The sequence below is a fragment of the Hymenobacter miniatus genome (genome assembly GCF_016427455.1).
GTDB lineage: Bacteria > Bacteroidota > Bacteroidia > Cytophagales > Hymenobacteraceae > Hymenobacter > Hymenobacter armeniacus.
In genome coordinates this window covers 186852-213587 of record NZ_JAELXR010000004.1, presented here as the reverse complement: position 1 = coordinate 213587, position 26736 = coordinate 186852, and the positions used below count along the sequence as shown (strand labels likewise).

General features: G+C 64.1%; 26 protein-coding genes and 1 riboswitch. Of the genes, 13 read left to right on the top strand and 13 right to left on the bottom strand.

Translation table 11 applies throughout. The features are described 5' to 3' along the window. Positions 1–75 precede the first annotated feature (75 nt). The 3 genes from JAO73_RS08215 (at position 76) to JAO73_RS08205 (ending at position 2104) form a co-directional block, all read left to right on the top strand. Positions 76–819, top strand: a complete 744-nt coding sequence (locus JAO73_RS08215) for a ferritin-like domain-containing protein (RefSeq protein ID WP_198976595.1) — start codon at positions 76–78, stop codon at positions 817–819. 5 nt (positions 820–824) lie between these two features. Next, a complete protein-coding gene (locus tag JAO73_RS08210; RefSeq protein ID WP_198976594.1) occupies positions 825–1667 on the top strand; it encodes a ferritin-like domain-containing protein in 843 nt (280 codons plus the stop codon). Positions 1668–1888: 221 nt separating this feature from the next. After that, positions 1889–2104, top strand: a complete 216-nt coding sequence (locus JAO73_RS08205; RefSeq protein WP_198976593.1) for a hypothetical protein — start codon at positions 1889–1891, stop codon at positions 2102–2104. Here the strand turns inward: JAO73_RS08205 and queG are convergent. From queG to JAO73_RS08185, 4 genes are all read right to left on the bottom strand, one after another. Further along, positions 2101–3033, bottom strand: a complete 933-nt coding sequence (gene queG, locus JAO73_RS08200; protein ID WP_198976592.1) for a tRNA epoxyqueuosine(34) reductase QueG — start codon at positions 3031–3033, stop codon at positions 2101–2103. The two genes, JAO73_RS08205 and queG, sit on opposite strands and share 4 nt — an antisense overlap. An 18-nt stretch (positions 3034–3051) precedes the next feature. Continuing rightward, positions 3052–3534, bottom strand: coding sequence for a YdeI/OmpD-associated family protein (locus JAO73_RS08195; protein WP_198976591.1), 483 nt, complete (start codon positions 3532–3534; stop codon positions 3052–3054). A 66-nt stretch (positions 3535–3600) separates the two neighbouring features. Continuing rightward, positions 3601–4656, bottom strand: coding sequence for a Holliday junction branch migration DNA helicase RuvB (gene ruvB, locus JAO73_RS08190; protein ID WP_198976590.1), 1056 nt, complete (start codon positions 4654–4656; stop codon positions 3601–3603). 199 nt (positions 4657–4855) lie between these two features. Then, positions 4856–5203, bottom strand: coding sequence for an HIRAN domain-containing protein (locus JAO73_RS08185; protein ID WP_198976589.1), 348 nt, complete (start codon positions 5201–5203; stop codon positions 4856–4858). A gap of 113 nt (positions 5204–5316) precedes the next feature. Between JAO73_RS08185 and JAO73_RS08180 the strand changes: the two genes are divergently transcribed. Continuing rightward, positions 5317–5685 carry a hypothetical protein gene (locus JAO73_RS08180; RefSeq protein WP_198976588.1) on the top strand — a complete coding sequence of 123 codons (369 nt, stop codon included), beginning with the start codon at positions 5317–5319 and terminating at the stop codon, positions 5683–5685. 76 nt (positions 5686–5761) lie between these two features. On the opposite strand, the gene JAO73_RS08175 is transcribed toward JAO73_RS08180, so the two are convergent. Both JAO73_RS08175 and JAO73_RS08170 read right to left on the bottom strand, forming a co-directional pair. Beyond that, positions 5762–6997 carry an acyl-CoA dehydrogenase family protein gene (locus JAO73_RS08175; protein ID WP_233168896.1) on the bottom strand — a complete coding sequence of 412 codons (1236 nt, stop codon included), beginning with the start codon at positions 6995–6997 and terminating at the stop codon, positions 5762–5764. Positions 6998–7162: 165 nt separating this feature from the next. Continuing rightward, on the bottom strand, positions 7163–7729 hold the full coding sequence (locus tag JAO73_RS08170; RefSeq protein WP_198976587.1) for a phage tail-like protein: 567 nt from the start codon (positions 7727–7729) through the stop codon (positions 7163–7165). 178 nt (positions 7730–7907) lie between these two features. On the opposite strand from JAO73_RS08170, the gene JAO73_RS08165 reads away from it, so the two are divergent. Then, entirely contained in the window at positions 7908–9665 is a 1758-nt protein-coding gene (locus JAO73_RS08165; protein WP_198976586.1) for an APC family permease, read from the top strand. A gap of 194 nt (positions 9666–9859) precedes the next feature. On the opposite strand, the gene JAO73_RS08160 is transcribed toward JAO73_RS08165, so the two are convergent. After that, positions 9860–12103: a TonB-dependent receptor gene (locus JAO73_RS08160; RefSeq protein WP_198976585.1), complete on the bottom strand. Its 2244-nt coding sequence runs from the start codon at positions 12101–12103 to the stop codon at positions 9860–9862. Between the two features lie 61 nt (positions 12104–12164). Beyond that, a riboswitch (TPP riboswitch) is annotated at positions 12165–12270 on the bottom strand. Positions 12271–12430: 160 nt separating this feature from the next. Between JAO73_RS08160 and JAO73_RS08155 the strand changes: the two genes are divergently transcribed. Continuing rightward, a complete protein-coding gene (locus JAO73_RS08155) occupies positions 12431–12655 on the top strand; it encodes a hypothetical protein (RefSeq protein ID WP_190925985.1) in 225 nt (74 codons plus the stop codon). A 6-nt stretch (positions 12656–12661) separates the two neighbouring features. Here JAO73_RS08155 and JAO73_RS08150 read toward each other — a convergent pair whose 3' ends face one another. The 3 genes from JAO73_RS08150 to pnuC all read right to left on the bottom strand — a co-directional run bounded on the left by JAO73_RS08150 (position 12662) and on the right by pnuC (position 15370). Beyond that, positions 12662–13117, bottom strand: coding sequence for a GNAT family N-acetyltransferase (locus JAO73_RS08150; RefSeq protein ID WP_198976584.1), 456 nt, complete (start codon positions 13115–13117; stop codon positions 12662–12664). A gap of 32 nt (positions 13118–13149) precedes the next feature. Next, the gene (locus tag JAO73_RS08145; protein WP_198976583.1) at positions 13150–14589 is read right to left on the bottom strand and encodes an aldose epimerase family protein; all 1440 of its coding nucleotides are present in this window, start codon (positions 14587–14589) and stop codon (positions 13150–13152) included. 142 nt (positions 14590–14731) lie between these two features. Continuing rightward, entirely contained in the window at positions 14732–15370 is a 639-nt protein-coding gene (gene pnuC, locus JAO73_RS08140) for a nicotinamide riboside transporter PnuC (protein WP_198976582.1), read from the bottom strand. Positions 15371–15438: 68 nt separating this feature from the next. Here pnuC and JAO73_RS08135 point away from each other — a divergent pair, with 68 nt between their 5' ends. Both JAO73_RS08135 and JAO73_RS08130 read left to right on the top strand, forming a co-directional pair. Next, positions 15439–15771, top strand: a complete 333-nt coding sequence (locus tag JAO73_RS08135; RefSeq protein ID WP_198976581.1) for a rhodanese-like domain-containing protein — start codon at positions 15439–15441, stop codon at positions 15769–15771. Between the two features lie 71 nt (positions 15772–15842). Beyond that, positions 15843–16631, top strand: a complete 789-nt coding sequence (locus JAO73_RS08130; protein ID WP_198976580.1) for a YqjF family protein — start codon at positions 15843–15845, stop codon at positions 16629–16631. A 7-nt stretch (positions 16632–16638) separates the two neighbouring features. Here JAO73_RS08130 and JAO73_RS08125 read toward each other — a convergent pair whose 3' ends face one another. After that, the gene (locus JAO73_RS08125; protein ID WP_233168891.1) at positions 16639–17157 is read right to left on the bottom strand and encodes a hypothetical protein; all 519 of its coding nucleotides are present in this window, start codon (positions 17155–17157) and stop codon (positions 16639–16641) included. Positions 17158–17280: 123 nt separating this feature from the next. On the opposite strand from JAO73_RS08125, the gene hrpB reads away from it, so the two are divergent. After that, a complete protein-coding gene (gene hrpB, locus JAO73_RS08120) occupies positions 17281–19890 on the top strand; it encodes an ATP-dependent helicase HrpB (protein WP_198976579.1) in 2610 nt (869 codons plus the stop codon). 77 nt (positions 19891–19967) lie between these two features. Here hrpB and JAO73_RS08115 read toward each other — a convergent pair whose 3' ends face one another. Together JAO73_RS08115 and JAO73_RS08110 are read right to left on the bottom strand one after the other, a co-directional pair. After that, the gene (locus JAO73_RS08115; RefSeq protein ID WP_198976578.1) at positions 19968–20807 is read right to left on the bottom strand and encodes an FRG domain-containing protein; all 840 of its coding nucleotides are present in this window, start codon (positions 20805–20807) and stop codon (positions 19968–19970) included. Between the two features lie 166 nt (positions 20808–20973). Beyond that, entirely contained in the window at positions 20974–21825 is an 852-nt protein-coding gene (locus tag JAO73_RS08110; RefSeq protein ID WP_198976577.1) for an oxidoreductase, read from the bottom strand. Positions 21826–21985: 160 nt separating this feature from the next. Here JAO73_RS08110 and guaB point away from each other — a divergent pair, with 160 nt between their 5' ends. From guaB to JAO73_RS08090, 4 genes are all read left to right on the top strand, one after another. Then, a complete protein-coding gene (gene guaB, locus JAO73_RS08105) occupies positions 21986–23464 on the top strand; it encodes an IMP dehydrogenase (protein WP_198976576.1) in 1479 nt (492 codons plus the stop codon). 180 nt (positions 23465–23644) lie between these two features. Then, positions 23645–25747, top strand: a complete 2103-nt coding sequence (locus JAO73_RS23350; RefSeq protein ID WP_198976575.1) for a PP2C family protein-serine/threonine phosphatase — start codon at positions 23645–23647, stop codon at positions 25745–25747. A 15-nt stretch (positions 25748–25762) separates the two neighbouring features. Then, the gene (locus JAO73_RS08095) at positions 25763–26092 is read left to right on the top strand and encodes an STAS domain-containing protein (RefSeq protein ID WP_198976574.1); all 330 of its coding nucleotides are present in this window, start codon (positions 25763–25765) and stop codon (positions 26090–26092) included. Between the two features lie 109 nt (positions 26093–26201). Beyond that, a complete protein-coding gene (locus tag JAO73_RS08090; protein ID WP_198976573.1) occupies positions 26202–26615 on the top strand; it encodes an ATP-binding protein in 414 nt (137 codons plus the stop codon). Positions 26616–26736 lie beyond the last annotated feature (121 nt).

The following is a 26736-nucleotide window of genomic DNA, read 5'->3' as shown; positions in this document are numbered from 1 at the left end:
ATTGAACAGGTAGCGAGTACCTTTGCAGTAGCTCGTGGCCCGAGGTTTCGGGCCGGCCGATTGATTTAACTACGCATGTCTGAACACTCTTTCTCGCCTGCCTGGCGGGCCCAGCCGCTGGGACGGCGCGGTTTTTTGCGGGTTTCGGCAGCTTCGGCCGCCACGGTGGCGCTGGTGGCTGCCACGGGGTGCGACACCTCGACCCCGGAGCCCGTGCTCCCCGACCCGAACCTGATAACGCTGCCCACCGGCGACAATGGCCTGTTGTATTCCCTCTACCTGCTGGCGTTGGCCAAGGCCACGCTGTACCAGAAGGTGTACGAAACGCCGCCCACCGACCTGACGACCGCCGAGCGCGCCATCTTTTCGGACCTGCGCGACCATGAGGTGGCTTACCGTGAACTGCTCCACCTCATCCTCGACCCTAATTACCTCGACCCCACCAAGGCGGCGCAGCTTTTCCCCACCGACTTTGCCTTCAAGCTCACTTCGTTCACGCTCACCACGCGGGCGGGGGTGCTGGCCGCTGCCCAGCAGCTCGAAGACCTGGCCGCGGCCACTTATCCGGTGGTGGTGCCGCTGCTGGCCAGCAGCACCCCCTACCAGCGCGTGCTATTGCTAAAGGCCGCCTCGGTGCAGGCCCGGCACGCCGCCGTGGTGCGCGACCTGCTCACGCCCGGCTCGTTTGCCAACGACGACGTAGTGGACGCCGCCGGCCAGCTCAAGCCCAAAACTCCGGTAGAGGTGAACACCGCCTTGGCGCCGTTTTTTGCTCCTTACGTTATTTCCGTCGCCAATTTGCCCGTTCCCGTTCTATGAAGCTGATGTCCTTTCTTGACCACGTAGCGGCTGCCCCCTCCGCCGCAGCGCCGCGTCGGGCCTTGTTTCAGCAATTGGGCCGGGCCGCCGTGGCCGCGCTGCCCCTGGGCCTGGGCGCTGCCCTGCCCGCCGCCGCCGAAACCAAAGACACTTCCCTCGATGCCCTGACCCAGCTCCTGCTGCTCGAGCGGCTGGTGTCGGCGTTCTACACCCGGGCGCTGGCCAATCCCAGCCTGATTCCGGCGGCACAGGTTCCCGACTTCCAGCGCATCCTGCGCCATCAGAACCAGCACGTGGCCCTGTTCACGCAAGCCCTGCAGGACAGTGGCGCCGTCATGCCCGCCATGCCCACCTTCGACTTTAGCGGCCAGCGCAACGCATCCGGCAACCCCGTGCTGTTCCCCAACGTGCTCACGGTCTACGACGACTTCCTTGCCCTGGCGCAGCAGCTCGAAGACCTGAGCGCCCGTATCTACCGGAGCCAAGTTTTCAACATTTCTTACGACCCCAAGCTCTACAAAGCGGCCCTGAGCATAGCGGCCGTGGAGGCCGAACACTCGGCCCACGTGCGCACCCTGCGCCGCAACCGCGGCGTGGCCGTGAAAAGCTGGCCCAGCGCCACCGATGCCGCCATTGCGCGGCCGGCAGCGGCCCAGGTGCTGGCCACGGCCGCTACCGGTGGCGAAGACAATCTTGCGCAAGAGCAACAAGCCGGCGCCCTGGTGCCCTTTGCTAGCCTGCTGAGCGTATTACGCCTCACTTTCGTGAGCGAAGCTTCTACAGCAGAGGCATTTGACGAGCCCGCAAGCACTACCGTAGCGCAGGCTGCGCTCAATTTATTCTACTAAGTAAGGTAATATAGAACGATACATAATTTTGGCATTGTCCGGAAAAAGAGCGGCCCAGGCTGCTCTTTTTGCGTATTGGGGCACCCGGGTCTGGCTGCGCCTCTTGCCTCTCTTGCGCTGCGCCGCCATCATGTTGTATCTTTCTTATCAGGTGGCTGTCAAGCTCTTCCCGGGAGCTCAAGGCCCCTCCACCCTTTCCCCTCCCCGTATTCTTTGATGCTATGCTAGACTACGTGAAAATGATTCTGCTCAAAGTCAGTTTCAGCAAAGCGCTGTTCGAGAAAGAGCTGCGCAAAGCCATCAAGATGCTGGTGCCCGCCGAGCTCACCGATTTTCGGGCGTGGTGTTACCAGCAGTTTGCACGTGTGTACCGGCGAGTGTTAAAAAAGGTATTCGGCAATCCTCAAGGCACTTCGCCGGTGGTGGCGTTGGGTTAGTCCCCGGTCACGAACCGAATGTTGCGCTTCAGCCCCTCGTAGCCCGTACGCTTCACGGCCGACTGGCGGAACAGCTCCGTAAACAATTCGTGGGTAATCTCGCGCCAGTCGCCGGGCGTCAGGTCTTTCAGGCCGGGCGCGGGGTTGAACTGTGGCTCGTTGTGCGGTGTCGAGAAGCGGTTCCAGGGGCACACGTCTTGGCAGATGTCGCACCCAAACACCCAGTTACCGAACTGGCCGGCCACCTCGGTTGGAATCTGGTCCTTGAGTTCGATGGTGAAGTAGCTGATGCACTTGCTGCCGTCCACCACGTAGGGCTCGGTGATGGCCTGCGTGGGGCAGGCGTCGAGGCACTTGGTGCAGGTGCCGCAGAAGTCGCGGATGGGGCCGTCGGCGGGCAGCTCCACGTCCACAATCAGCTCGGCGATGAAGTAGAACGAGCCCGTGCCGGGCGTTATCAGGTTCGAGTTTTTGCCCACCCAGCCGAGGCCGGATTTCTTGGCCCAGGCCTTGTCCAGCACCGGCGCGGAGTCGACGAAGCAGCGCCCACCAATCTGCCCGATTTCGGCTTCCATGTCGGCCAGCAGCGTCTTCAGCTTGTCTTTGATGACGAAGTGATAGTCGCGGCCGTAGGCGTATTTGCTGATTTTGAGCGTGTCGTCGGGCTGTTGGGTCTCAGGCGCGGGGTAGTAATTGAGCAGCAGCGAAATCACCGATTGGGCGCCGTCTACCAGCAGGCGCGGGTCGAGGCGCTTGTCAAAGTGATTTTCCATGTAGCCCATCTTGCCGTTCATGCGGCGCGTGAGCCAGGTTTCGAGCCGCGGCGCTTCTTCCTCCAGAAATTCGGCCTTCGAAATGCCACAGGCCATGAAGCCCAGCTCCGCCGCGCGGCGCTTGATAAACGGGGCCCATTGCGACTGGGGAAGCATGTGTAGCGGGGTTAACTGTTAAGGCCGGTCGCGGCCGACAAACCGGTTTTTGCCCAGCAAAAATCCGACGGCGCGCGCCAAGTTGCGCGCCAGGGTGTCCTCGTTTTTCAATCGGGCCAGGTAGCGCACTATTTCGTGTTGCCGCGAGGGCGACAGGCGGGCAAACACCTCCCGGGCCTCGGGAGTTTCGGCCAGCGCCTGCTCGAAGGCCGGGCAGGACAGCACCGGTGCGGCTTCCGGGTTGTACTCAATGGCAACGGCCAGCACCTCCCCAACGCGTCGGGGCGAGTTGGCCAGCATCAGCAGGTTGATATACAAACGCCAAAGGCCGGCGTAGCGCACCAGCGTTTGCTGGTAGGGCTGGCCGTTCACGGTGCCGTGCACTCGTATCGGACCTTTGCTGCGCCCTGCTTGGGCAAAAATGTCGGCCAATAGTTCTTCGGGCACCTGCACGAAAGGGTTTACGCCAATTATTTCCAGCGGCGCGGTAAACGTGTGCATGGCTAGAATCGGTAAACAAAAACGCACCGCCGATTGGCGGTGCGTTGTCGTGTGGTCAACAATAAATCACGAGGTTATCTCATCAAATAAGCTCACGCCGTTGTTGCCACGCAGGTGGTTGGGCAACAGGCGGCCGAGGTGCTGGTACGCGGCCTCGGTGGCCTCACGGCCGCGCGAGGTGCGCTTGATGTAGCCTTCCTGAATGAGGAAGGGCTCGTACACTTCCTCGATGGTTTCGCCTTCCTCGCCGCAGGCCGTGGCGATGGTGCTGATACCCACCGGGCCACCCTTGAACTTGTCGATGATGGTGGTGAGAATGCGCTTGTCCATGTCGTCGAGGCCGCGGGCGTCCACGTCGAGGGCGTTGAGGGCAAACTGCGCGATTTCGACCGTAATGGTGCCGTCGCCCTTGATTTGGGCGAAGTCGCGGGTGCGGCGCAGCAGGTTGTTGGCAATGCGGGGCGTGCCGCGCGAGCGGCGGGCAATTTCGAAAGCCGCGTCCTCGTGAATGGGCGTGCCCAGAATCTCGGCCGAGCGCTGCACGATGGTGGTCAGCAGCTTGGAATCGTAGTACTCCAGGCGGGCCGAGATGCCGAAGCGGGCCCGCAGCGGCGCCGTGAGCATGCCCGAGCGCGTGGTGGCGCCTACGAGGGTGAAAGGCGACAGCGAAATCTGCACCGAGCGGGCGTTGGGGCCCGAGTCGAGCATGATGTCGATGCGGTAGTCCTCCATCGCCGAGTACAGGTACTCTTCCACCACGGGGTTGAGGCGGTGGATTTCGTCGATGAACAGCACGTCGTGCGGCTCCAGGTTGGTGAGCAGGCCGGCCAGGTCGGAGGGCTTGTCGAGCACCGGGCCGCTGGTCATCTTGATGCCCGAGCCCAGCTCGTTGGCAATGATGTGCGACAGCGTGGTTTTGCCCAGGCCGGGAGGGCCGTGCAGCAGCACGTGGTCGAGGGCGTCGCCGCGCTGCTTGGCGGCCGCCACGAAGACTTTCAGGTTTTCCAGAATCTTGTCCTGGCCCGTGAAGTCATCAAAACTGAGCGGCCGGAGGGCTTTGTCGATGTCCTTATCGGTGGCATCGAATCCGTCGGTTCCGCCGGTGAGAAAGGCTTCGCGCATATTGATATTGCTAAAATGATTGGTCAGTGCTTGCTAAGCGCATGAGTAACTGAATTGGCAGCGAAAAAGCTCCGTGGGGAAGTAAATATTTGGCTATCATCCTGAGCGCAGCGAAGGACCTTGCCTCATCCAAACGATTTTGGCTGACGTGATAAGGTCCTTCGCTGCGCTCAGGATGACAGACGGTTTCAATCGCCGACTACTCGTGCAGCAGCACTTCAATGTCGAGGTGCAGCCAGTCGGTTTCCCAGGATTTGTGGTTGAGGCGGGCCGAGAGGTTCTTGCCGGCGTCGAGCAGGCGGGCCACGGTTTCGTTGCGGCCCTCGGGCAGGTAGCCCAGCCACACGTTGTCGGCCGAGTCGGCGGGGGCGGTGTGCACTTGCACGGCCCAGTCGTCGTAGTGGTTATCGGGCTCGCGGGTGAGCAGCAGGGCCTGCCCTACCTGCAGCTTCGGCTCGTATTTCTCCAGATTGGGGCGGTGCGAGGTGCCGGCCACGAGGCACTCGAGCAGCACAAGGGGTTCGGAGTCGGTCACGATTTTCATCATGGGGCCAAATTACGGCGCTGGCAGCGGGTTTTGGTTTTATGCAACTTCGACATTGCAAGCATAAAGTTTCAGTAAGTTGCGCGCCCATTTCACACTTCACTCCTTCAAACCGCATGAAAAGAATGTTTCTCCCCGCCGCGCTGGCGCTGGCCGTGGCTGGCTCGTGGGCCTTTTACCCGAAAGCCCCCGCCGATTCGGCGGGTTACATGATGGTCATTGGCACCGGCCGCACTTCGGGCCTGGCTTCCTACACGGCCGCCGTTACGGTGGTGCAGTCCGATGGGGAGCAGCAAACCCAAGAAGTAGATACCAAACTTCTGAATCGCAAGAATGCCGTGGCCGGCTTTGTCGATTTACACAGGGCTGAACTGGCCAAAATCAACCAACTCACTGCCCAAGGCTGGCGCGTAATCAGCGTGACGCAGGGCAATAGTTTCCAGGGCGTCATCAACGAGACCACTTACTTGCTGGAAAAACGCTGATTGGAGTCGCCCATTGTTGCCACAAGAGCCGCCCCATACCTGGAGCGGCTCTTGTGTAACTCAGGATATGGGCAGCTTACTTGAATGCCTGAATGCCGGTGATGTCGGCGCCCGTGATGAGCAGGTGGATGTCGTGCGTGCCCTCGTAGGTAATCACCGACTCGAGGTTCATCATGTGGCGCATGATGGGGTACTCGCCCGTGATGCCCATGCCGCCGTGAATCTGGCGCGCCTCGCGGGCCACGTGCAGGGCCATGTCGACGGAGTTGCGCTTGGCCATTGAGATTTGGGCGCTGGTGGCTTTGCCTTCGTTTTTGAGCACGCCCAGGCGCCAGGCCATGAGCTGGGCCTTGGTGATTTCGGTAATCATCTCGGCCAGTTTCTTCTGCTGGAGCTGGTAGCTGGCGATGGGCTTGCCGAACTGCTCGCGCTGCAGCGAGTATTTCAGGGCCGACTCGTAGCAGTCGATGGCCGCGCCGATGGCGCCCCAGGCGATGCCGAAGCGGGCCGAATCGAGGCAGGACAGGGGGCCTTTCAGGCCGTCGATATTGGGCAGGATGTTTTCTTTCGGGATTTTCACGTCCTCAAACACCAGCTCGCCGGTGGTGCTGGCGCGCAGGCTCCACTTGTTGTGGATTTCGGGGGTGCTGAAGCCTGCCATGCCGCGCTCCACGATGACGCCTTTGATGCGGCCCTGCTCGTTTTTGGCCCACACCACGGCCACCTGGCACTCGGGCGAGTTCGAAATCCAGAGCTTGGCGCCGTTCAGCAGGTAATGGTCGCCCATGTCCTTGATGTTCGTGGTCATGCCGCCGGGGTTCGAGCCGTGGTCGGGCTCGGTGAGGCCGAAGCAGCCCAGCCACTCACCGCTGGCGAGCTTGGGCAGGTATTTTTTGCGTTGCTCTTCGGAGCCGTAGGCGTAGATGGGGAACATCACCAGCGAGCCCTGCACCGAGGCGGTGGAGCGCATGCCGGAGTCGCCGCGCTCAATTTCCTGCATGATGAGGCCGTAGCTGATGTAGTCGAGGCCGCCGCCGCCGTACTCCTGCGGAATGGTGGGGCCGAACGCGCCCACGTCGCCGAATTTGCGCACGATTTCGGAGGGGAAGTGCGCGTCCTGTGCCCACTTTTCGATGTTGGGCGAAATCTCCTTTTTCACGAAGTCGCGGATGCTCTGGCGAATGAGCAGGTGCTCCTCGGTCAGCAGGCCGTCGAGGTCGAAATAGTCGGTGAAGCCGTTGGCGTTGGTGCTGCCTTTCTGGGCGGTGTGGGCTTTGGCTTCGGGAGAGAGTACGTCGGCTTGCGAGGACATAAGCGGAAAAGTGGGGTGGTGGGAATTGGGTGGGAGTATGGCCGCAAAGGTAACAGCCGGGACCGAGGCGCGGTTCGGCTCGCGCCGGGCACGTCGGGGCCCACCAGCCATTTCCCCTGACGTGAAGCAGTCTGCATCACCCCGTACCGTTCTTGCCGCCTGCCTTTACCTCACCAACCGGACGCGCTGGCCGTCGACCACGTACACGTTGCCGCCGGCGCAGGCCACGCCATAGGGCAGGAAGAACCGGGCGGCCGTGCCCACGCCGTCGGCGAAACCGAACGTGCTGTTGCCGGCCAGGGTGGTGACCACGCCCGTGGCCAGCACAACTTGGCGGATGCGGTGGTTGCTTTGGTCGGCCACGAACGCATTGACGCCGTCGCAGGCCACGCCGGTGGGGCTGTTGAACCGGGCAGCGGTGCCGGTGGCGTCGAGGTAGCCGACCGTGCTGCCGGCCAGGGTGGTGACGGTGGCCGTGGTGGCGGCGAGGTCGCCGGTGGTCAGGTTGCGCCAGACGTTGCCGTCGAAATAGTAGACCCCCCGCCCAAAGTTGGTCTGAAACACCATCAGTCCGGTCACGGGGTTGGCAATGGCCGCGCGCTGCGCCGAGGTGACGCGCGGAAGAAGCCCCCCCTTGGTAGTGCTCTTAACCTCAAACGCCGCCGATGCATCGGGGGCGCCGGCCGTGCCGATGCCCACGCCTTGGGCGTTGGCAGTCAGGGAAACCAGCACAGCTAACAGTCTGAAAAATATTGACTTTATCATCATTGCGCTCAGTTGTTATTGCAGGGCATGTATATAATTGGATATATTATCAAGAAATCGCCATCGGCAAAACCTTGCGTTTCAGCATCTCAAATGGTCCTCTCTAAAGTCTTCGCCGTAAAAGCGCTTGTCCTACCTTGCCACTATGCCGAGCTCACTACCTGTCCCTTCCCACCAAAAACTCAACGAGCTGGAAGCCACCGCCATTTGCGGCAACGACATTTCCTCATCGTGCCTCTACGTATCGGCGCTGGCCATTTCCTACGCCGGGCAGTACGCTTGGCTGGCCCTGCTGGTGGTGGGCGCGGTGCTGTTTCTGTTCCGTAAAATTTACGGCGAGGTGGTGGGTGCCCTGCCGCTGAATGGCGGCGCCTACAACGTGCTGCTGAACACCACCAGCAAGCGCAACGCCGCGCTGGCCGCCTGCCTCACCATCTTGTCGTACATGGCCACGGCCGTGCTTTCGGCCAACGAGGCCATGCACTACCTGCACACGCTGTGGGAAGGGCTGCCCATTTTGTGGGCCACGGTGGGGCTGCTGGGGCTGTTTTTGCTGCTCACCATCCTGGGCATGTCGGAGTCGGCCATCGTGGCGGTCGTCATCTTTCTCACGCACCTGGTTTCGCTCACGCTGCTGGTGGGCGTGGCGGGCTGGTACCTGGCCACCCACGGCCTGCACAACCTGGCGCTCAATTTCCAGGTGCCGGTGAAGGGCGGCAGCATCCTCAACGCGCTGTTTTTTGGGTTTAGCGCGGCCATGCTGGGCATTTCGGGCTTCGAGAGCTCGGCCAACTTTGTGGAGGAGCAGGCCCAAGGCGTGTTTCAGAAAACGCTGCGCAACATGTGGGTGGTGGTCACGGTGTTCAACCCACTCATTGCCTTCTTGGCCATTGCGGTGCTGCCGCTGGCGGAGGTGGGCCAGCACACCGAAACGCTGCTCTCGCACCTGGGCACCGTGACGGGCGGACCGTGGCTGGGCATGGCCATTTCGGTGAATGCGGTGGCCGTGCTGAGCGGGGCCGTGCTCACGTCCTTCGTGGGCGTGAGCGGCCTGATGAAGCGCATGACCCTGGACCGCATCCTGCCGCAGTTCTTCCTGAAAGAAAACAAGCGCGGCAGCAACTACCTCATCCTGTCGGTGTTCTTTCTGTTGTGCGTGTCGGTGCTGTTCATCACGCAGGGGCAGCTGGGCCCGCTGGCGGGCGTCTACACCATCTCGTTCTTGTCGGTGATGGCCTTTTTTGCGCTGGGCAACTTCCTGCTGAAGGGCAAGCGGCCCAACCTGCCGCGGCCCGTGTACGCGGGCATTCTCACGGTCACACTGGCGTTGCTGGGCGTGCTGCTGGCTTTGTTCGGCAACGTCAAAATCCACCCCGAATACTTGATTGTGTTCCTGCAGTACTTCCTGCCGGCCATGGCCGTGGTGTCCATCATGCTCAACCGCATTGCCATTCTCAACCTGGCGCTGTCGGCAGCTGAGTCGCTGGCCCGGCACCTGCCGCGGGTGGCGCGGCTGGCCCGCCTCAAGGTGCGCCGGCAGCTGAAGGAGCTGGCCCAGCAGGAATTCGTGTTTTTCACCAAGGGCGACAACGTCTCGAACCTCAACAAAGTGATGGCCTACGTGGTAGAAAACGAATTCACCAACCGCCTGCGCATCGTGACCCTGCTCAGGGAAGGCGAAAAATACCCCGAGGAGCTACTAAACGACATCCGGGTGCTGGACCGCGCCTACGAGCAGATTGAGGTCGAATTTGTGACCATGCACGGCACCTTCGGCCCGGCCCTGATTGAGGAGCTTTCCGAGCAGTGGAACATCCCCAAAAACTTCATGTTCATCGGCTCGCCCGGCGACCGGTTTCCGTATCAGATTTCGGAGCTGGGCGGCGTGCGGTTGATTATCTGAACCACGGATTCCTGCGGATTTTACGGATTGCGCGGATTTTGTGGACGGCGCCAAGGAGCAGCGGGCAGCAAGCAGCGGAAGCTCAACAAAAAAGGCCACTCATCAGAGTGACCTTTTTGCAGATGGGCAATTATAGCATTCGTCTACAAAGTCCGCGCAATCCGTAAAATCCGCAGGAATCCGTGGTTCAGACATCAAAACCGCACATTGAGCGAGGCCAGGAAATTGGTTTTGGCCTGCGGGTAATAGTAGTTGAAGTACTGCGTCTGCCCGCCGTACACGTAGCCGTAAGTGTAGCCGTTGTTCACGTACTCGGTGGCAAAAATGTTGTTGACCAGCACGGCCAGCTCCACTTCCCGGAAGCCCCATTTCTGTGGCTGCCAGAGGTAGCGCAAGCGCACGTCCTGCACGTAGTAGGGGGCAATGCTGCGGGCTTCGGTGCTGGTGTTGTCGAGGTACTGGCGGCCGGCGTAGCGCACCAGCGTGGCCAGCTTCAGGCCCGGCAGGGCTTCGTACTCCACGGTGTAGGCGGCCGTGAAGCCGGGCGAAAACGCGATGTTGGTTTGGGAGAACGTGGTGGCTTTTTCGCCGCCCTGGTCGTAATCGGTCAGGTAATCGGTGTAGTTGTTGATTTTGTTCTGGCTGACGGTGGCCGTGGCCGTCAGGCTCAGGGCCGACACGGGCTTATAGGTCACCTGGCCTTCCACGCCGCGGCGGTAGCTCTCGGCCACGTTGGTGTGAATGGCGTTGCCCACGTCGTCGAGGCGGCCGCTCAGCACCAGCTGGTTGCGGTAATACATGTAGTAGAAGTTCAGGTTGGCCTGCACTTTTTCGGTGGCGCGGCGCAGGCCCAGCTCGTAGTTGTAGAGCGTCTCGGCGGTGGGCCGGCGCTCGGCGGGCGTGTCGGTGTAGTCGGTGCGGGTGGGCTCGCGCTGGGCCAGCGCGAAGGAGGCGTACAGCTGCGTAGCGGGCCGCAGCTGATAGGTAAGGCCAAACTTGGGGTTGAGGAAGTTGAAGCGAGTTGCCTGCTGGCTTTTGGCGCCGTTGGGCCGGCCGTCGGGCGCGTACAGCTCGTAGCGCACGAAGCGGTATTGCAGGTCGGCAAAGCCCGCCAGCTGGCTCGTCAGGTCCAGGTTCAGGCGGCCGTACACATTCACGTCCTGCTTGTGGGCGTTGGGCTCGTCGTTGTAGCGCGTGCCGGTTTCGGGAATGAAGGCGCCGCGCTGCGCCCAGGTCAGCTCGTCAAAATGCTGGCCTCGGTAGCCCACCACGGCCCCGCCCAGCGTGGCCTCGGTGATGCGCCCGCTCGCGGGCCGGGCCTGCAGGGCAAAGGTGGCGCCGTACATGTCGGTTTTCAGCCAGCGCCGCCGGATGACGTCGGTGGTGCGCAGCGTGTCGAACCCACCGCCGGCCGCCAGCTGGTACACCGGCCCGCTGATGCCGTACTTCTCAAACTCCTGATTGGCCTTGTACTCCTCGTAGTAGCCGCCGCCCCGCGTCCAGAAGGGCGTCACGCTCAGGTTGAGGGTGGGCGTTAGCTGGCGCGAAATCAGGAACTGGTAGTAGTCCTGCTGGTAGTTGTCGGTCTGGTTTTTATAGGCCGGCAGGTGCTGGCCGGCGTCGGTGCCAGCCTCGTTGTAGCGGCGGTTGCGGCGCAGCAGCGAGTCGGCCAGGCCGTACCAGCTTTGGTAGGTGGTTTCGTAGCCGGTGAGCACGAGGGCGCGCAGCAGGGTCTTGTCGTCGGAGTACGTGCCGGTCAGGTACAGCGACTTCAGCCGCGACGAGGCGCGGTCGACGTAGCCGTCGCTCTGCACCCGCGAGGCCCGGGCGTCCACCGTAAAATGGCCGTTGATAAGCCCCGTGCCGGCCATGATGGTCGATTTCCAGGTGCCAAACGAGCCGGCCGAGTTGTTCACTTCGGCGTAGGCCTTGGGCCGCAGGCCGAGGGTTTCCACGTTCAGGCTGGCCCCGAAGGCACCCGCGCCGTTGGTGCTGGGCCCGGCCCCGCGCTGCACCTGAATGCTTTGGGTGGACGAGGCCAAATCCGGCAAATCCACAAAAAACACGCCGTGGCTTTCAGCTTCGTTCACCGGCACGCCATTCAGCGTCACGTTGATGCGGGTGCCGTCGGTGCCGCGAATGCGGATGCCGGTGTAGCCCACGCCGGTGCCCGCGTCGGAGGTCGTGACCACGCTCGGCGTCTGGTCGAGCAGGTAGGGAATGTCCTGGCCGAAGTTGCGGGCCTGCAGTTCCTGGCGGCTCACGTTCTGGTAGGCGGTGCCGGTTTTGTCGGTGGCGCGGGTGGCCGTCACCACCGCTTCGGGCGTGAGAATGCGGCGCACCTTGCTCGTATCGGGCAAGGCGGGGGGTTGTTGGGCCCGCGCCGGGGCAGTGGCCAGCCCCATTAGGGCGGCGCCCGCAAGCAGTACAGTTTTCAAAAAAAGGAAAAGACTATGAGTGGAACGCGCCGTCGCCCCAGGGGTCGGAGCGGCGGCGGAAACGTCCGCGGATTGTTTGTTCCCTGCGCCGGCATTACCCGGTTCAGGTTCGATGGGTATCATCTCAGCCGCGGTTGACCTCAACCGCAGCACCCCTAAACATGCCGCAAAGGTAACACCCGGGGCGCCCGCCATCTTTTTTTCTCGTTCCGCACGCCCGAAGCGCGGACGTTTACTGACTGTCAGTTAATTTAGGGACGTCGGCCGCGCAACGCCGGGCCGCGCGCCTGCGTTGTAGGATTCCGCACCGCTCAAGTCGTTTTTGTCATGTTCAGCCTCGTCTACGCCGTCGCCTTTTGCGCCTTTTTCCTGTTCGTGCTGGTCATGCCGCGTCGGCGGCGTGTGCTGCCCCCGCCCCCGCCCCACGACGGCGACGACGACGGCGGCGAACCGCACGACCCCGGCCTGCCCGACCTCGACCTGCCGCCCGGCATCTCGCGCCCCATCAACGACTGGGAGCCCGAGTACAACCGCCGCCGCATCGGCGTGTAGTGGTCCTTATGCCGGGTTTCCGCCTGCTTCATGGCCGGCCAGTTCCTGCAGCTGGCCGGCCATGCGCACGTACGGGATGGGGCCTTTGTAAAAAATTTCGCCTGCGGGCCGCAAACCGAAGCGCGCGTAAAACGCGGCGCTGTCCTGCCGGGCATCGCACCAGATGTGCTGGGCTCCCAGCCGCTGCGCTTCCGTAAACGTGCGGCGCAGCAGGGCGCTGCCCACGCCCTGCCGCTGGCAGTCGGGGCGGGTGGCAAACTTGCGAAAACGGGCCTCCGCCCCCGTCACAAACAGGGAGATGACGGCCACCAGCTCGCCCCGCCGGAAGGCCCCGAAATGGTGCCCGGCGTGGTCGTCCGCAAGTTTGACGTATTCCAGCGGCTTGTCGGGCCAGAGCACTTGGTGCCGCAGGGCGTAGGTATCGGCGGGCGCAATGGGGCGAATGGAGACGGCGCTGGGCATGGGAACAGGAACCGGAAAAACTCGTCGTCGAACTAGCCCACCTCAATGGTGTAGGCGGCCGTGAACACCTGGCCCGGCTCCAGGGTCAGGATGCCTTCCTTGTCGCGCAGTTCGCCGGGGGCACCGTCGGGGCTGGCCACGCCGTGCCAGGGCTCCACGCACACAAAGCCCGCGCCGGGCCCTTTGGTCCAAAGGCCCAGGTAGGGAAAGCCGTCGAACTGAAAGCGCACGAACCGCTCCGACTTGCGCGAGCGCAGCGTGAGGCTCGTGAAGTCGTAGTGCTTGAACACCAAGGCGTCGTCGGCGAAAAGCGCGTAGCTGAGCGGCAGTTCCTGCTCATCGTTCAGCACGGGCGCGGTCTGGCCCGTGAGCAGGCCGCCCCGGAGCAGGTGGCGCTCCAGGGTCACGGGGTGGTCGAACTGAAAGAAATAGTCGTCGAAAGACTCATCAGGCAGCAGGGGGCAGCGCACCGCCGGGTGCGCGCCGATGCTAAACAGCAGCGGCTGGTTTTCGGCGGGGTTGCGCACGTCCCAGCGCACGGTGAGCTGGGCGTCGCGCAGGGTGTAGGTGATGGTGAGCTCAAAGGCAAACGGAAACACCGTCCGGGTGGCCTCGTCGTGCCGCAGTTGAAACACCAGCTCGGTATCGTTGTGGCGCAGCACCGCAAATTCCTGGTCGCGGGCGAAGCCGTGCTGGGGCAGCTTGTAGTCGCGGCCCTCGTAGTGGTAAGCGTCGTTGGGCAGGCGGCCCACCAGCGGAAACAGCACGGGCGCGTGGCGGGCCCACACGGCGGGGTCGCCGGGCCAGATGTATTCCAGGTGGTGGGCGGTGGTGACGAGGCTGGTGAGCTCGGCGCCGTGGGCGGCAAACACGGCTTGGCAGTGCGGCGTGCGCAGGGTGTAGGTGGGCATGGCGGCAGTGGGCAACAAAACTTCTGGCGATGAAAACCGGTGCTCGGCGGCGTGCAGGAGCTCATCCACGAGGAAGCGCGCCTGGGCAAACCGGCGGGCGGGCGGCCCCGAAATTTCGGCAAAGTTGGACATGCGGTCCCGCAATTCGCGCTGGTATAGGTCGTAGAACTGCTGGCGCAGGTGGGGATGCTCGCGCAAGGGGTCGGGTTGCCAGGGCATGTCGACGCCCATAAGCAGCACCAAATCGTACTGCTGCTCATCAATCTGGCGCAGTATCCACTCGGGGCAGGTGCCGAAGGCGTGCTCGGCCCAGATTTTTATCACCAGCAGGTCGCTGTCGCAAAACACCACGCGGTGGGCCGTGCGCATGGCGTCGGCTTCGGCCTGCAGCTGGCCGCGGGCCATTTCCTCCAGGTCGGCGAGGGTGTAGTGCGGGCCGGTTTCGGCCAGGTATTCGCGGGCGTATTCGGGGGCGAAGGACGTGCCGTAGTGCGCCGCCAGCTGGGCAGCCAACGTCGATTTGCCCGTTGATTCGGGGCCAGTTAAAGAAATGCGCAGCAAAGGGGGGTGGTGGAGAGGGCGGCGGGGATGGGGAAGGCGCCGACGCCTCGGAGTCGTTAGGGGTGGATAACGCGGGTGTCTCCGAGCGGTGTGGCATGGCAAAGATTGCAGGAAGCCACGACTTAATTACCTTTTTCTTTCACTATCTGCTTCCTTCTGAAGGAGTAACCACCGCGGCCACCTCGCGCCGCCACTGCCAGTAGCCGTAGGCCGCCAGCCCCAGAAACACCACGTAGAGGCCGCTGGTGAGGTAGAGGTCGCGGTGCCAGTACATGCCCACGTAAGCCACGTCGACCCCTATCCAAAGCAGCCAGTTTTCGAGGTGGCGGCGCGACAATAGCAGCTGGGCCACTAGGCTGATGGCCGTGGTGGTGCTATCCCAATAGGGTAGCGCGGCGTTGGTGTACGTCGCCAATAATACGCCTGCTACCCCCGCGTACAGCACGCCCGCCACGCCCAGCCACGCCGCCAGCCGGCGGGGCGTTCGCGTGATGGGTAGCTCCGGCCCCGTGGCTTTGCGCAACCACTTCACCCACCCATATATCAGCAAGGCAATAAACGCCAGCTGCAGGCCGGCGTCGGAGTAGAGCCGGCTTTGCCAGAACACCACCAGGTAAAGGATGCCGTTGACAATGCCCACGGGGAAATTCCAGATGGAATTGCGGGCCGCCAGCCACACGCAGGCCGCCCCGGTGACCACCGCCGCCACCTCCAGCGGGGAGGACGACTGAACGGCAACCCGGACCGCCGTCAAAACATCAAACAAAACCAGTGCAGCCACGGAACAGAAACAAGCGAGGCCGCAAGGTAGAGCCCCTCCCCTACTTTTGCGCCCTCTAACGCCCTGCCATGGAAAGCGCCCCGCTGGAAATAACCGCCGCCGAACTGCACCGCCGCCTGCAAGCCGGCCACGACCTGCAGCTCATCGACGTGCGCGAACCCGAAGAATACGACTACTGCCACCTGCCCGGCAGCCAGCTCGTGCCCTTGAGCGAGTTCACGCGCCGCACCGCCGAAATTCGGGAGGCGGGCCCCGTGGTCGTCATCTGCCACCATGGCGTGCGCTCGGGCCAGGCCGCGGGCTACCTGCGCCAGCGCCTGGGCCGCACCAACGTGCTGAACCTGCGCGGCGGCGTGGCGGCCTGGGCCGAACAGGTGGACCCCACGTTTCCGACCTACTAACGGCGGCGCACCGCCGCGCGCCGTAATCGTTTGGGGCCTGAATCCGTTGTAGGAGAACAACGCTTCTACTTATGGCCGATTTTGCATTTGCGCCCCCGGGCGTTGCCAACCCCAACGCCCCCACCCTGGCGGCTCGCCTGGCCTTGCGCGAGCGGCCCTTGGGCGCGCCCCTGCTGCGCCAGCAGTGGAGCGACCTGCTGTTTATGCACTGGCCGGTGCCGGCGGCGCTGCTGCAGCCGCTGCTGCCGCCCCGCCTCCGCGTCGACACCTACGACGGCTTGGCCTGGCTGGCGGTGGTGCCCTTCAAGATGTCGAAGGTGAGCACCCGCGTCACGCCGCCCGTGCCCGGCACCGACGAGTTTCTGGAGCTGAACGTGCGTACCTACGTGCACCTCGACGGCGTGCCGGGCGTGTGGTTTTTCTCGCTCGATGCCACCAGCCCGCTGGCCGTGTGGGTGGCGCGCACCTTTTTTCACCTGCCCTACCTGCGCGCCACCATGCGCCTTGACAGCCCCGGCCCGCAGCTGCGCCAGTTCACGGCCCGGCGCGCGCAGGGGCGCATGCCAGCCGCCAGCTTCCGCGCCACCTGGAAAATCGGGGCGCCCCTGCCCCCGGCCGAGCCCGGCTCGCTGGCCTTTTTTCTTACTGAGCGCTACTGCCTCTACGCCAGCAACAAGGCCCACACCAAGCTCTACCGGGGCCTGGTGGCCCACCAGCCCTGGCCGCTGAGTGCGGCGCAGGTGCTGCACTACGAGTCGACGCTGGTGGAAAGTCACGGGCTGCCCACGCCCGCCGGGGCGCCGCTGGTGCACGCGGGCGGCCCCGTGAGCGTGGAGCTGTGGCCCATGCAGCGGGTGTAGCGGGTGGCTACGCGCGTAGCCAGCGCGTCATGCGCGGGAAGTCCTCGGTGGTCGTCAGGTCCATCCACACCAGCAGGGGCAGGCCGGGGAAGATGCCCTGCCTGAAATTTTCCAGCATCCAAACACTGCTGTCGCGGTAGCCGGCGGAGTGAAACACGACTTCGGGCGGCACGCCAATGGCCCGGGCGGCGGCGTACGACCAGAGCATGGCCACGATTTCATCGCCGTCGGTCCCGGCCTGCTCGGGCTTACCGGCCATCACGTTGCCCGACAGCCGGGCCCGCTCGGCGGCGGGCGTCACGGCCAGGTGGCCTGCCTCGTGCAGGATGTCGCCGGGGTAAAGCAGCTTGGCAGGGTCGATGAGCAAGCCGCCGCTCTCAATAAGAATGCCGGGCAGAAAGGTATCGGTGGTCAACTCAGCTTCCTGGGTTGGAATGCCAATCTCGGTTAAAAACCGCCGCATGGCGGGCAAGTAAGCAAGGGCGGCCGCGTCGGCGGAGCGGAAGGCAGAGTGGTTGTGAGGCATGGCAGAGCTGAGAAACGGCCGCAAGCTAAACGCAACGACGTTTCAATCATTTCCCGTTCCGGCAGATGCCCCACCCGCTTCTTATCCGCTGCTCCCGCTGGTTCAGGCCGTAATTTTGGGCCGATGCCCAACGCCTTTGTCCTGCCGCCGCTGCCCGACTTGCCCATTCTCGCGGCGCTGCCTGCCTTGCGGGCCGCGCTGGCGGCCAACCGCCGCGTGGTGCTGGAAGCCCCGCCCGGCGCCGGCAAAACCACCGTGGTACCCCTGGAGCTGCTGGCCGCCACCTGGCGCGCGCCCCAAGACAAGATTCTGGTGCTGGAGCCGCGCCAGCTGGCCGTGCGCGGCGCGGCGGCCCGCCTGGCTCAGCTGCTGGGCGAACCCGTGGGCCGCACCATCGGCTACCGCGTGCGGCTCGACAGCAAAGTGAGCGCCGAAACCCGCGTGGAAGTCATCACCGAAGGCATTCTGACGCGCATGCTGCAGGACGACCCAGCCCTGGAAGGCGTGGCCGCCGTGGTGTTTGACGAGTTTCACGAGCGCAGCCTCAACGCCGACCTGGGCCTGGCCCTGGCGCTGGACGCCCAGGCCGTGCTGCGCGACGACCTGCGCATTCTCATCATGAGCGCCACGCTGGAAGCGCAGCGGCTGGGCCAGTGGCTGCCCGCGCCGGTGGTGTCGTCGGCGGGCTTTCTGTTTCCGATTGAAACGCACTACCTCGACCCGCGCCGGGCCGCCGCCCTGCCCAATAAGCCTGCCGACCGCCTGGCCGAGCTGGTGCCCGCGCAGGTGCGCGCCGCGCTGAACACCCACGCCGAGGGCGACATCCTGGTTTTCCTGCCCGGCGTGGGCGACCTGCAGCGCAGCGCCCGCAAGCTGGAGGATGCGTTGCCCGAGTACGCCGACCTGCACCTGCTGCACGGCGAATTGCCGCTTGAAACCCAGGACGCTGCCCTGCGGCCATCGAAACCCGGACGGCGCAAGGTCATTCTGGCCACCAGCATTGCCGAAACCAGCCTCACCATCGAGGGCGTCCGCGTGGTGATTGACGGCGGCTTTGCGCGGGTGCCACGCTTTGTGCCGCGCACCGGCTTCACCACCCTCGAAACCGTGCCCGTGGCCCGCGCCGCCGCCGACCAGCGCCGGGGCCGCGCCGGCCGCCTCGCGCCCGGCACCTGCTACCGCCTCTGGACCGAAGCCGAACACCACAACCTGCCCGCTCACCGCCCGCCCGAAATCCACACCGCCGACCTCAGCGGCCTGGCGCTGGAGCTGGCCCTCTGGGGCACTGCCGACCCCGCCGGCCTGCGCTGGCTGGATATGCCGCCGGCGGCCGCCTTTGCTCAGGCCAGCGACCTGCTGTTGCGGCTAGGGGCGTTGGCAACCGATGCAACGTCGACAAAGCCCACTCCGCACGGCCGGCAACTGGCCGCGCTGGGCCTGCCGCCGCGCCTGGGCCACTTGGTGGTGCGCGGGCAGGAGCTCGGACACGGAGCCGCGGCGGCCGCGTTGGCGGCCCTGCTGGCCGAGCGTGACTTGCTGCGCTGGGCATCGCCCACCGACACGCGCCCGGCACCGCCCGACCTGCGCCTACGCCTGGAAGCCCTGGCCAGCGGCCGCCCTCCCCTGCCGGGCCTGGCCTTGCACCACGCTACGCTGCAACGGGCGCGCGACGTGGCCCGCAACCTCACCGGCCGCCTGGGTAAAGCCGCGGCCGCTGCTCCTCGCGCACTCACTGATGCTCCTGTAGGCCTGCTCACGGCGCTGGCCTACCCCGACCGGCTGGCCCAGCGCGAAACCCATGACCGCCTGCGCCTCGTGACCGGCCAACGCGTGAGCCTGAATACCACCGACGTCGACCCGCAGGCCACGTTTTTTGCGGTGGCGCATTTGGCGGGCACGGCCTCGGCCCCGCGGGCTACGCTGGCGGCACCGCTGGGGCAAGACGAACTGGAGCTGGCCTTTGCCGACCAGATTACGACCACCGACGAAGTGCGCTATGACCCGGCCGCCCAGCGCGTGACCGGCCGCCGGGTGCGGCGCCTTGGCGCCCTACTACTCGACGAAAAAGTCATCGGCCAGCCCAACGCCGAGCTGGTGGCCGCGGCCTTGCTGCACTACCTGCAGGAGGCCGGCGTGAGCAAGCTGAACTGGACCGCCCACGCCCGGCAGCTGCAGCAGCGCTTGGAGTTTCTGCGGCAGCACTTCCCCGCCGCCGCAGATGGCGCGGCCGAAGCGTGGCCCGCCTTCGACGAGGAGACGCTGACCCAGGAGCTGGCCGAGTGGCTGGGCCCGCATCTGGCCGGCCTCAAAACCCTCGCCGACGTGCAGCGCCTCGACCTGACGGAGCCGCTGCTGGCCCGCTTGCCCGGCGGCTGGGCCCAGCGCCAGGCCCTCGACCGCCTCGCCCCGGCCGAGCTGGAGGTGCCCAGCGGCTCGCACATCACCCTCGATTACAGCGACCCCGCCGCGCCCGTGCTGGCCGTGAAGCTGCAGGAGCTGTTCGGCCTCACCGAAACGCCCACGGTGGCGGGCGGGCGGGTGCCGTTGTTGTTGCACCTGCTGTCGCCGGGCGGGCGGCCGGCGCAGGTCACGCGCGACCTGCGTAGCTTTTGGGAAAAAGGGTATTTCGAAGTGCGCAAGGATTTGAAGGGCCGCTACCCTAAGCATCCCTGGCCTGACAAGCCCATGGAGCACATTCCCACCAAACTGACCAAAAAGCGACTGGGGCAGTAAATTCAGTGAACAGCTAGCAATTGAAACAAAATATCCCTTGCTCACTGCTCACTGCTCACTGTTCACTGCTAGCTAAATCACCGCATCTCGTTCTCATCCAAGAAGCTACGGCCATCGGTGCGGGGCGAGTAGTGCCGGTGCAGCCAGCGGCTGAGGCCACCGAGGCCGGGCAGCAGCACCCGCTCGGTGATGTTGGCCTGGTCGAGCTTGTCGCGCACTTCCCACTTCAGCTCGGCCGGGATGATGATGCGGAAATACAGTTCGGGGCGGTCGGCCAGCCAGTCATGCAGCACGCTTTGGGCGGTGCTCATCAGCGAAAACAAGGCGTATTGGTGCACGATGCGGGCATCGAGGCTGGGCGGCTCCAGAAACAGCACGTAGGGTTCGGCCTGCAGCTGCTCCAGCTCGTGCAGGCTGCTGCTCACGGGTTGCAGCAGCTCGGAGGTGAAGACGTTGGACCCCTCCTGGCGCAGGGCCTGGCGCAGGCGTTCGGGCAGGTGCTCGGCGGCTTTCACGTAGTTCAGGGCCCACACGATGCCGTCTTCGTGGTAGGCGTCGAGGTCGTCGGTGGCGAAGTGCAGGGCCACGTAGGGCGAGTACGTCCAGTCGAGCAGGCGGGTGGGCAGGCCGTGGTGCTGGGCCAGGGCCAGCCAGTCCCAGGTGCTGGCGCCGGCGGCCTGCATGGGCGTGTCGCGGGCGTATTTGCGGAAGTTGCGCAGCAGGTGGTGCTCCAGGCGGTGGTATTCGCCGCCGAGGCGCTGCAGGCTGGTGTCGAGGAGGTAGTGGCGCGAGCGGCTGCCCCGGTACACAAACGGCGAGCGAAACCGCCCGATGCGCCCGTCCCAGGTGTTCTGAAACAGCAGGCGCTGCAAGTCCTCCCAGGAATCGGCGCGGTGGTCGTTGGTGGTAAGTGGCATGAAACGAAGATACGCCGGGCAGGCAGCCGGATTGGGTTTAAGAAATCATTAAAAAAAGGGCCTGCTGAGCGCAGGCGAAGCATCTCTGCCGTGGAAGTAATTATTTACTCCCGTAGCAGAGATGCTTCGCCTGCGCTCAGCAGGCCCTTTTTTTCAGCAACCAGCGCTACTCTCCCGCCGGAAAATCGGCGGCATCGCCCATGTCGGCGTATTGCTCCAGCTCTTTGGTGAGGGCCGCGAACTTGTCGCGGGCGCCCTTCACGGCGGCTTTGCCCAGGGGCAGGTGCAGGGGCGGATTTTCCATGTGCACCACTTCGTACATGGCTTTGGCGGCGCGCACGGGGTCGCCGGGCTGGCGGCCGCTGTAGCCCTGAATGCCGCGGATGTTTTCGCCCACCGTGGCCTGGTAGTCGTCGATGGTGGTGTTGGCGATGGTGGCCGACTCGCCCGCCCACTTGGTGCGGAAGCCGCTGGGCTCGATGTTGGTGACTTTGATGCCGAGCGGCCCCACCTGCAGGCTCAGGCTTTCGCCAATGGCTTCGAGGGCAAACTTTGAAGCGTTATAGATGCCCACGCCGGGGAAGGTACGCAGCCCGCCGATGCTGGTGATGTTGAGCACATGGCCGCTTTTGCGTTCGCGCAGGTGCGGCAGCACGGCCCGCAGCACGTGCAGGGCTCCGAACACGTTCACGTCGAACTGGCGCTGCACTTCCTCGGCCGGCACCTCTTCGATGCTGCCCATGGAGCCGTAGCCGGCGTTGTTCACCACCACGTCGAGGTGGCCAAAATGCGCGATGGAGGCGGCAACGGCGGTTTTTACCTGGCCTTCGTTGGTCACGTCGGCCACCACGCCGAGGGTGCGGTCGGGGGTTTTGGCGGTGAAGTCGGCGGCCTGCTCGGGCTTGCGGAAGGTGGCGGCCACGCGGCCGCCTTGTTCGAGCACATGGTCGGCCAGGGCTTCGCCGAAGCCGGACGAGGCCCCGGTGATAAACCAGGTTTTGGGAGTGGAATCGGGCATGATGGAATGCTATGAAATGGTAGGCGCTAAGACGGATTGCGGCCCCGAATTGTTTGGCCCGCGCCCCAAACCGTGCATAGTCGCCGCGGCACAACGCCCAACTCAACTTCTCGCCGTAACTTTGACTGGCAAAAGGTACCAACCCCCAACCCCTTTTGCCATGGCGGACTCCGCAACCCCCAAAATTGCCTTCGAGGCCCTCACCTACGACGACGTGCTGCTGCTGCCGGCATACTCCGAGGTGCTTCCCCGAGACTGCGACACCGGCACCCGCCTCACCCCCACCATCCGGCTGCACACCCCGCTGATTTCGGCGGCCATGGACACCGTTACGGAGTCGGACATGGCCATTGCGCTGGCGCAGGAGGGCGGCCTGGGCATCATTCACAAGAACATGTCCATCAAGGCGCAGGCCGAGCACGTGCGCCGCGTGAAGCGCAGCGAGTCGGCCCTGATTCAGGACCCGTTCACGCTGCCGCCCACCGCCACCCTGGCCGACGCCCGCCAGCTCATGCGCAAGCACAACATCGGCGGCATCCCGGTGGTGGCCCCGGACCACACCCTGCAGGGCATCCTCACCAGCCGCGACCTGCGCTTCGAAACCGACCTGACCCAGCCCGTGACCACGGTCATGATTCCGCTCGACCGCCTCGTGACCGCCCCCGCCGGCATCGACCAGGCCGCCGCCGAGCAGTTGCTCACCGACAGCAAAGTGGACAAGCTGCCCCTCGTGGACACCGAAGGCCGCCTGGCCGGCCTCATGACTTATAAGGACATTCGGAAGCGCCGCCGCGCCCCGCACGCCAGCAAAGACGGCCAGGGCCGCCTGCGCGTGGGCGCCGCCGTGGGCGTCACGGCCGACCTGCTGCCCCGCGTCACGGCCTTGGTCGAAGCCGGCGTCGACCTCGTGAGCCTCGACACTGCCCACGGCCACTCTAAGGGCGTGCTGGACGCCGTGCGCGCCATCAAAGCGGCCCACCCCGGCCTGCCTGTGATGGCCGGCAACGTGGCCACCGCCGCGGGTGCCCGGGCCCTGGCCGATGCCGGCGCCGACGTGGTGAAGGTGGGCGTGGGCCCGGGCTCCATCTGCACCACCCGCATCATCGCCGGCATTGGCGTGCCGCAGCTCTCGGCCGTGCTCGAAGCCGCGAAGGGCCTGGAAGGCACCGGCGTGACGCTGGTGGCCGACGGCGGTATCAAGTTCTCGGGCGACATCGTGAAGGCCCTGGCCGGGGGTGCCGCCGCCGTGATGGTGGGCTCGCTGCTGGCCGGCACCGAAGAAGCTCCCGGCGACCTCATCATCTACGAAGGCCGCAAGTACAAATCCTACCGCGGCATGGGCTCGGTGGAGGCCATGGAAGATGGCAGCAAAGACCGGTACTTCCAAGACGCCGAGGACGACGTGAAAAAACTGGTACCCGAAGGCATCGTGGGCCGCGTGCCGTTTAAGGGCAACGTGAGCGAGGTGATTTACCAGCTGGCGGGCGGGCTGCGCGCCGGCATGGGCTACGTGGGCGCCCCCAACATCGAGGCCCTGCAGGCGGCACAGTTCGTGCGCATCACCGGGGCGGGCTTGCGCGAGTCGCACCCCCACGACGTGCAAATCACCCGCGAAGCCCCAAACTATTCGAGCCGCTAAGCGAAGTTTTTTAGGAGCCTGACCTCCAAGGAGCCCCGCCGGCCTACGCTGGCGGGGCTCTTCTGCGTAGGCCATAATGTTGGACTTGCTTTTGCGGAGGGGATTGTATCTTGCATGCCGGTTGAGCGCCAACGACGGCGCAACGGGCTGGTGGGCTTGTGTTATTCCTAGTTTGTGTCTGTGCCTCAACGCTTACCCTCTTTTCTACTGCCACTTAGCTTCCTGAGCTGGGTATTGCTGCTGCTGAGTGCCCTGAGCCACTCGGGGGCCGGGCCGTGGCTGGGCACCTGGCCGGAATGGACCACGCAGCTGGCGCAGGGCGTGTTCGTGCTGGGCGTGTTTTTGTATTACCGTTACCAACGCTCGCCGCTGCACGGGCAGGCGTTTATTCGCTTGCTGCGGCGCCTGCTCACGGGGCCGGGCCTGCTGGCGCTGGCCTGCATGGGCCTGCACCTGCTGGAGCGCCTGATGAAGGACCAGCCGGTGTTCGACAGCAACGGCCTGTTTTTCACCAGCATCTACACGCTGAACCTGGGGCTGTTCGTCGTTTTTCTGGCGCGCACCAACTACGCTTGGCGGGCGCTGGTGCTGTTTCGGTCTTCGCCCCGCCTGCAGCGCGAATGGACGGTTTTTGAGGTGCTGCTGGGCGCCACGCTGCTGTTCCGGCTGGTGGGCGTCAACCCGCCAAACTACGTCGGCATCCCCCTCGTGGTGCTGCTGGGCCTGTACGGCATCTACCTCAGCGGGCACCAGAAATGGGTGGCCTACCTCAGCCAGCGCGAAAAGTGGCGCGCGGTGCTGCTGCAGTCCGGCCTGCTGTTTAGCGTGCTCGTGTTTGTGCAGTACTTCCGCGTCACGCAGGTCGACCCGCAGCTCATTGCTCCGCAGCCGCAGCACGCGTTTCTGCTGCTCACGGCTTTCTTCTCGGCGTTTTATGCGTTGATGGGCTTGTTGGTGACGTTCTTCAACCTGCCCATTGCCGACGTCATCGAGCAGCGGCGCAGCGAAATCCTGCGCCTGCAGCGCCTCACCCAAATCATTCAGCGCGGCCAGACCACGGCCGAGGTGTACCACATTCTGCTGGAGTCGGCGGTGCAGACGGTGAAGGCCGATGCCGCCTGGCTCGACCTCGACCCTGGCCACTCGGGCGTGACCGCGGCAGCGGCTACGCAGTACTTCAATCTCGAGCCCGAACAGGCCGACGCCCTCCGCGCCCGCCTGCAGGGCCACGACCTGCCCGAGGGCGAGTTCATCACCAACGACCTGCACGCCCGCATCGGGTTCGAGGGCACCACGCAGCACTACCGCTCGCTGCTGCAGTTGCCCCTGCGCGGTCTGCACTTCAACTACGGCATGCTCTATCTACTTAAGATAGAGCCCAATACCTTTGACCGCGAAGACCTGAGCATCCTGCAAACCTTCACCAGCCAGGCCGTGCTCAGCATCGAAAACCTGGAGCTGGTGCGCACGTCGCTGGAAAACCAGCGCACGCAGGAGGAGCTGAAAATCGCCTCGCAGGTGCAGGACAGCCTCATTCCGAAAAACCTCCCTACCGACAACTGGTTTGACATTAGTTCGCACTCGCTGGCGGCCAAGGAAGTGGGCGGCGACTTCTACGACTTCCTGCATTTGCCGGGCCGGCGGCTGGCCGTCATCATCGGCGACGTGAGCGGCAAGGGCGTGACGGCGGCCTTCCACATGGCCCAGATGAAGGGCATCTTCCACTCATTGATGCAGGAAAACCCGCTGGCCAAGAACGAGCGGGACAAATTCCCAGTGCCCAGCCGCTTCATGGCCCAGGCCAACGCGGCCCTCACCCACTGCTTGGAGAAGTCGTCCTTCATCACCTCGTCGCTCTACATCATCGATTATGAGCAGGGCGGCTTCGTGTTTGCCCGGGCCGGGCATTGCCACACGTTGTATTACCACGCGTTGCGCGAAGAAGTGTTTTACTTCGAGTCGCAGGGCCTCGGCCTCGGCATCATCCGCAACGAGAGCTACGAGAAGCACATCAAGAACCAGTTTTACGACTACAGCCCCGGCGACGTGATGGTGATTTACACCGACGGCATCGTGGAAGCCCGCGGCGGCGACGGCACCGCGGAGTACGGCGAGGACCGCCTCAAGCTGCGCCTCGAAGAAAGCTATTACCAGGAAGCGAATGAAATCAAGGACTTTATCCTGAAGGACCTCAACGCCTTCACCCACGGGCATCCGATTCACGACGACCAGACCCTGCTGGTCATTAAATTCAAGTCGGCTCAACCCCCACCGTTGGCCTGACGTATCGACCTCACTATGAAAGTAACTGCTCAACCCTCCGCCGAAACCCTCACCCTCCTGCTTGATGGCGAGCTGGACGCCAGCTCCGCCATTGTGCTTGACACCGAACTGGCCAAGCCGGACATCCTCAATTACCGCAAGGTGCTGGTTGACTGCGCCAAGCTCAGCTATATCTCCTCAGCCGGCCTGGGGGTGTTCATTTCGCACCTGCAGCGTTTTCAGGATGCCAACGTGAAGCTGGTGTTCTTCAACATGCAGGAAAAAGTGTTCAACGTGTTCGAAATCCTGGGCCTCGACGCGCTGATGACCATCGTGCCGAGCGCCGCCGAAGCCGAAGCCGCGTAGTTGAGTGATGAGTTAAAAATTATCAGTTATGCGTTGGAAGCGGGCTTCAACGCCCTCCGAACGCATAGCTGATAACTTCTAACTCAACCCTTTTAACTCATATCTCAGCATGAAGTCTACCCTCCGCATTGCCTGTTCTCGCAGCCACCTCCAGCAGGTGCGAGACTTTGTGCGGAATTACCTGAACAGCCGCAACCTGCCCGAAATCACGGTCAACCAGGTAGTGCTGGCCATCGACGAGGTAGTGGCGAACTTCATCATCCACGCCAACGGCGAGGACGAAACGCAGTTTCTGGACCTGAAGCTGGCATTCAGCCAGCACGAGCTTAACGTGGAAATTGCCGACAACGGCGACACCATTTACCTGCCCGGCACGCACCAAAGCCCCGATTTGCGCGCCTACATCAAGGAAGGTCGCAAGGGCGGCATGGGCATGGCCTTGGTCAACCGCCTCATGGACCGGGTGGAGTTTTTCACCCGCGGCAACCACACGGTGTGCCACCTGAGCAAGCACCTGGCCTGAGGTCGCATTCCGGCCGGCCGAACACCGCGAAGCCTCTTTGCCGCCGCAGTAACTCCGGTTACTAGCACGGCAAAGAGGCTTCGCGGCGCTTGGCCGGCCGTTTTATGGCCCACCGCTGCGC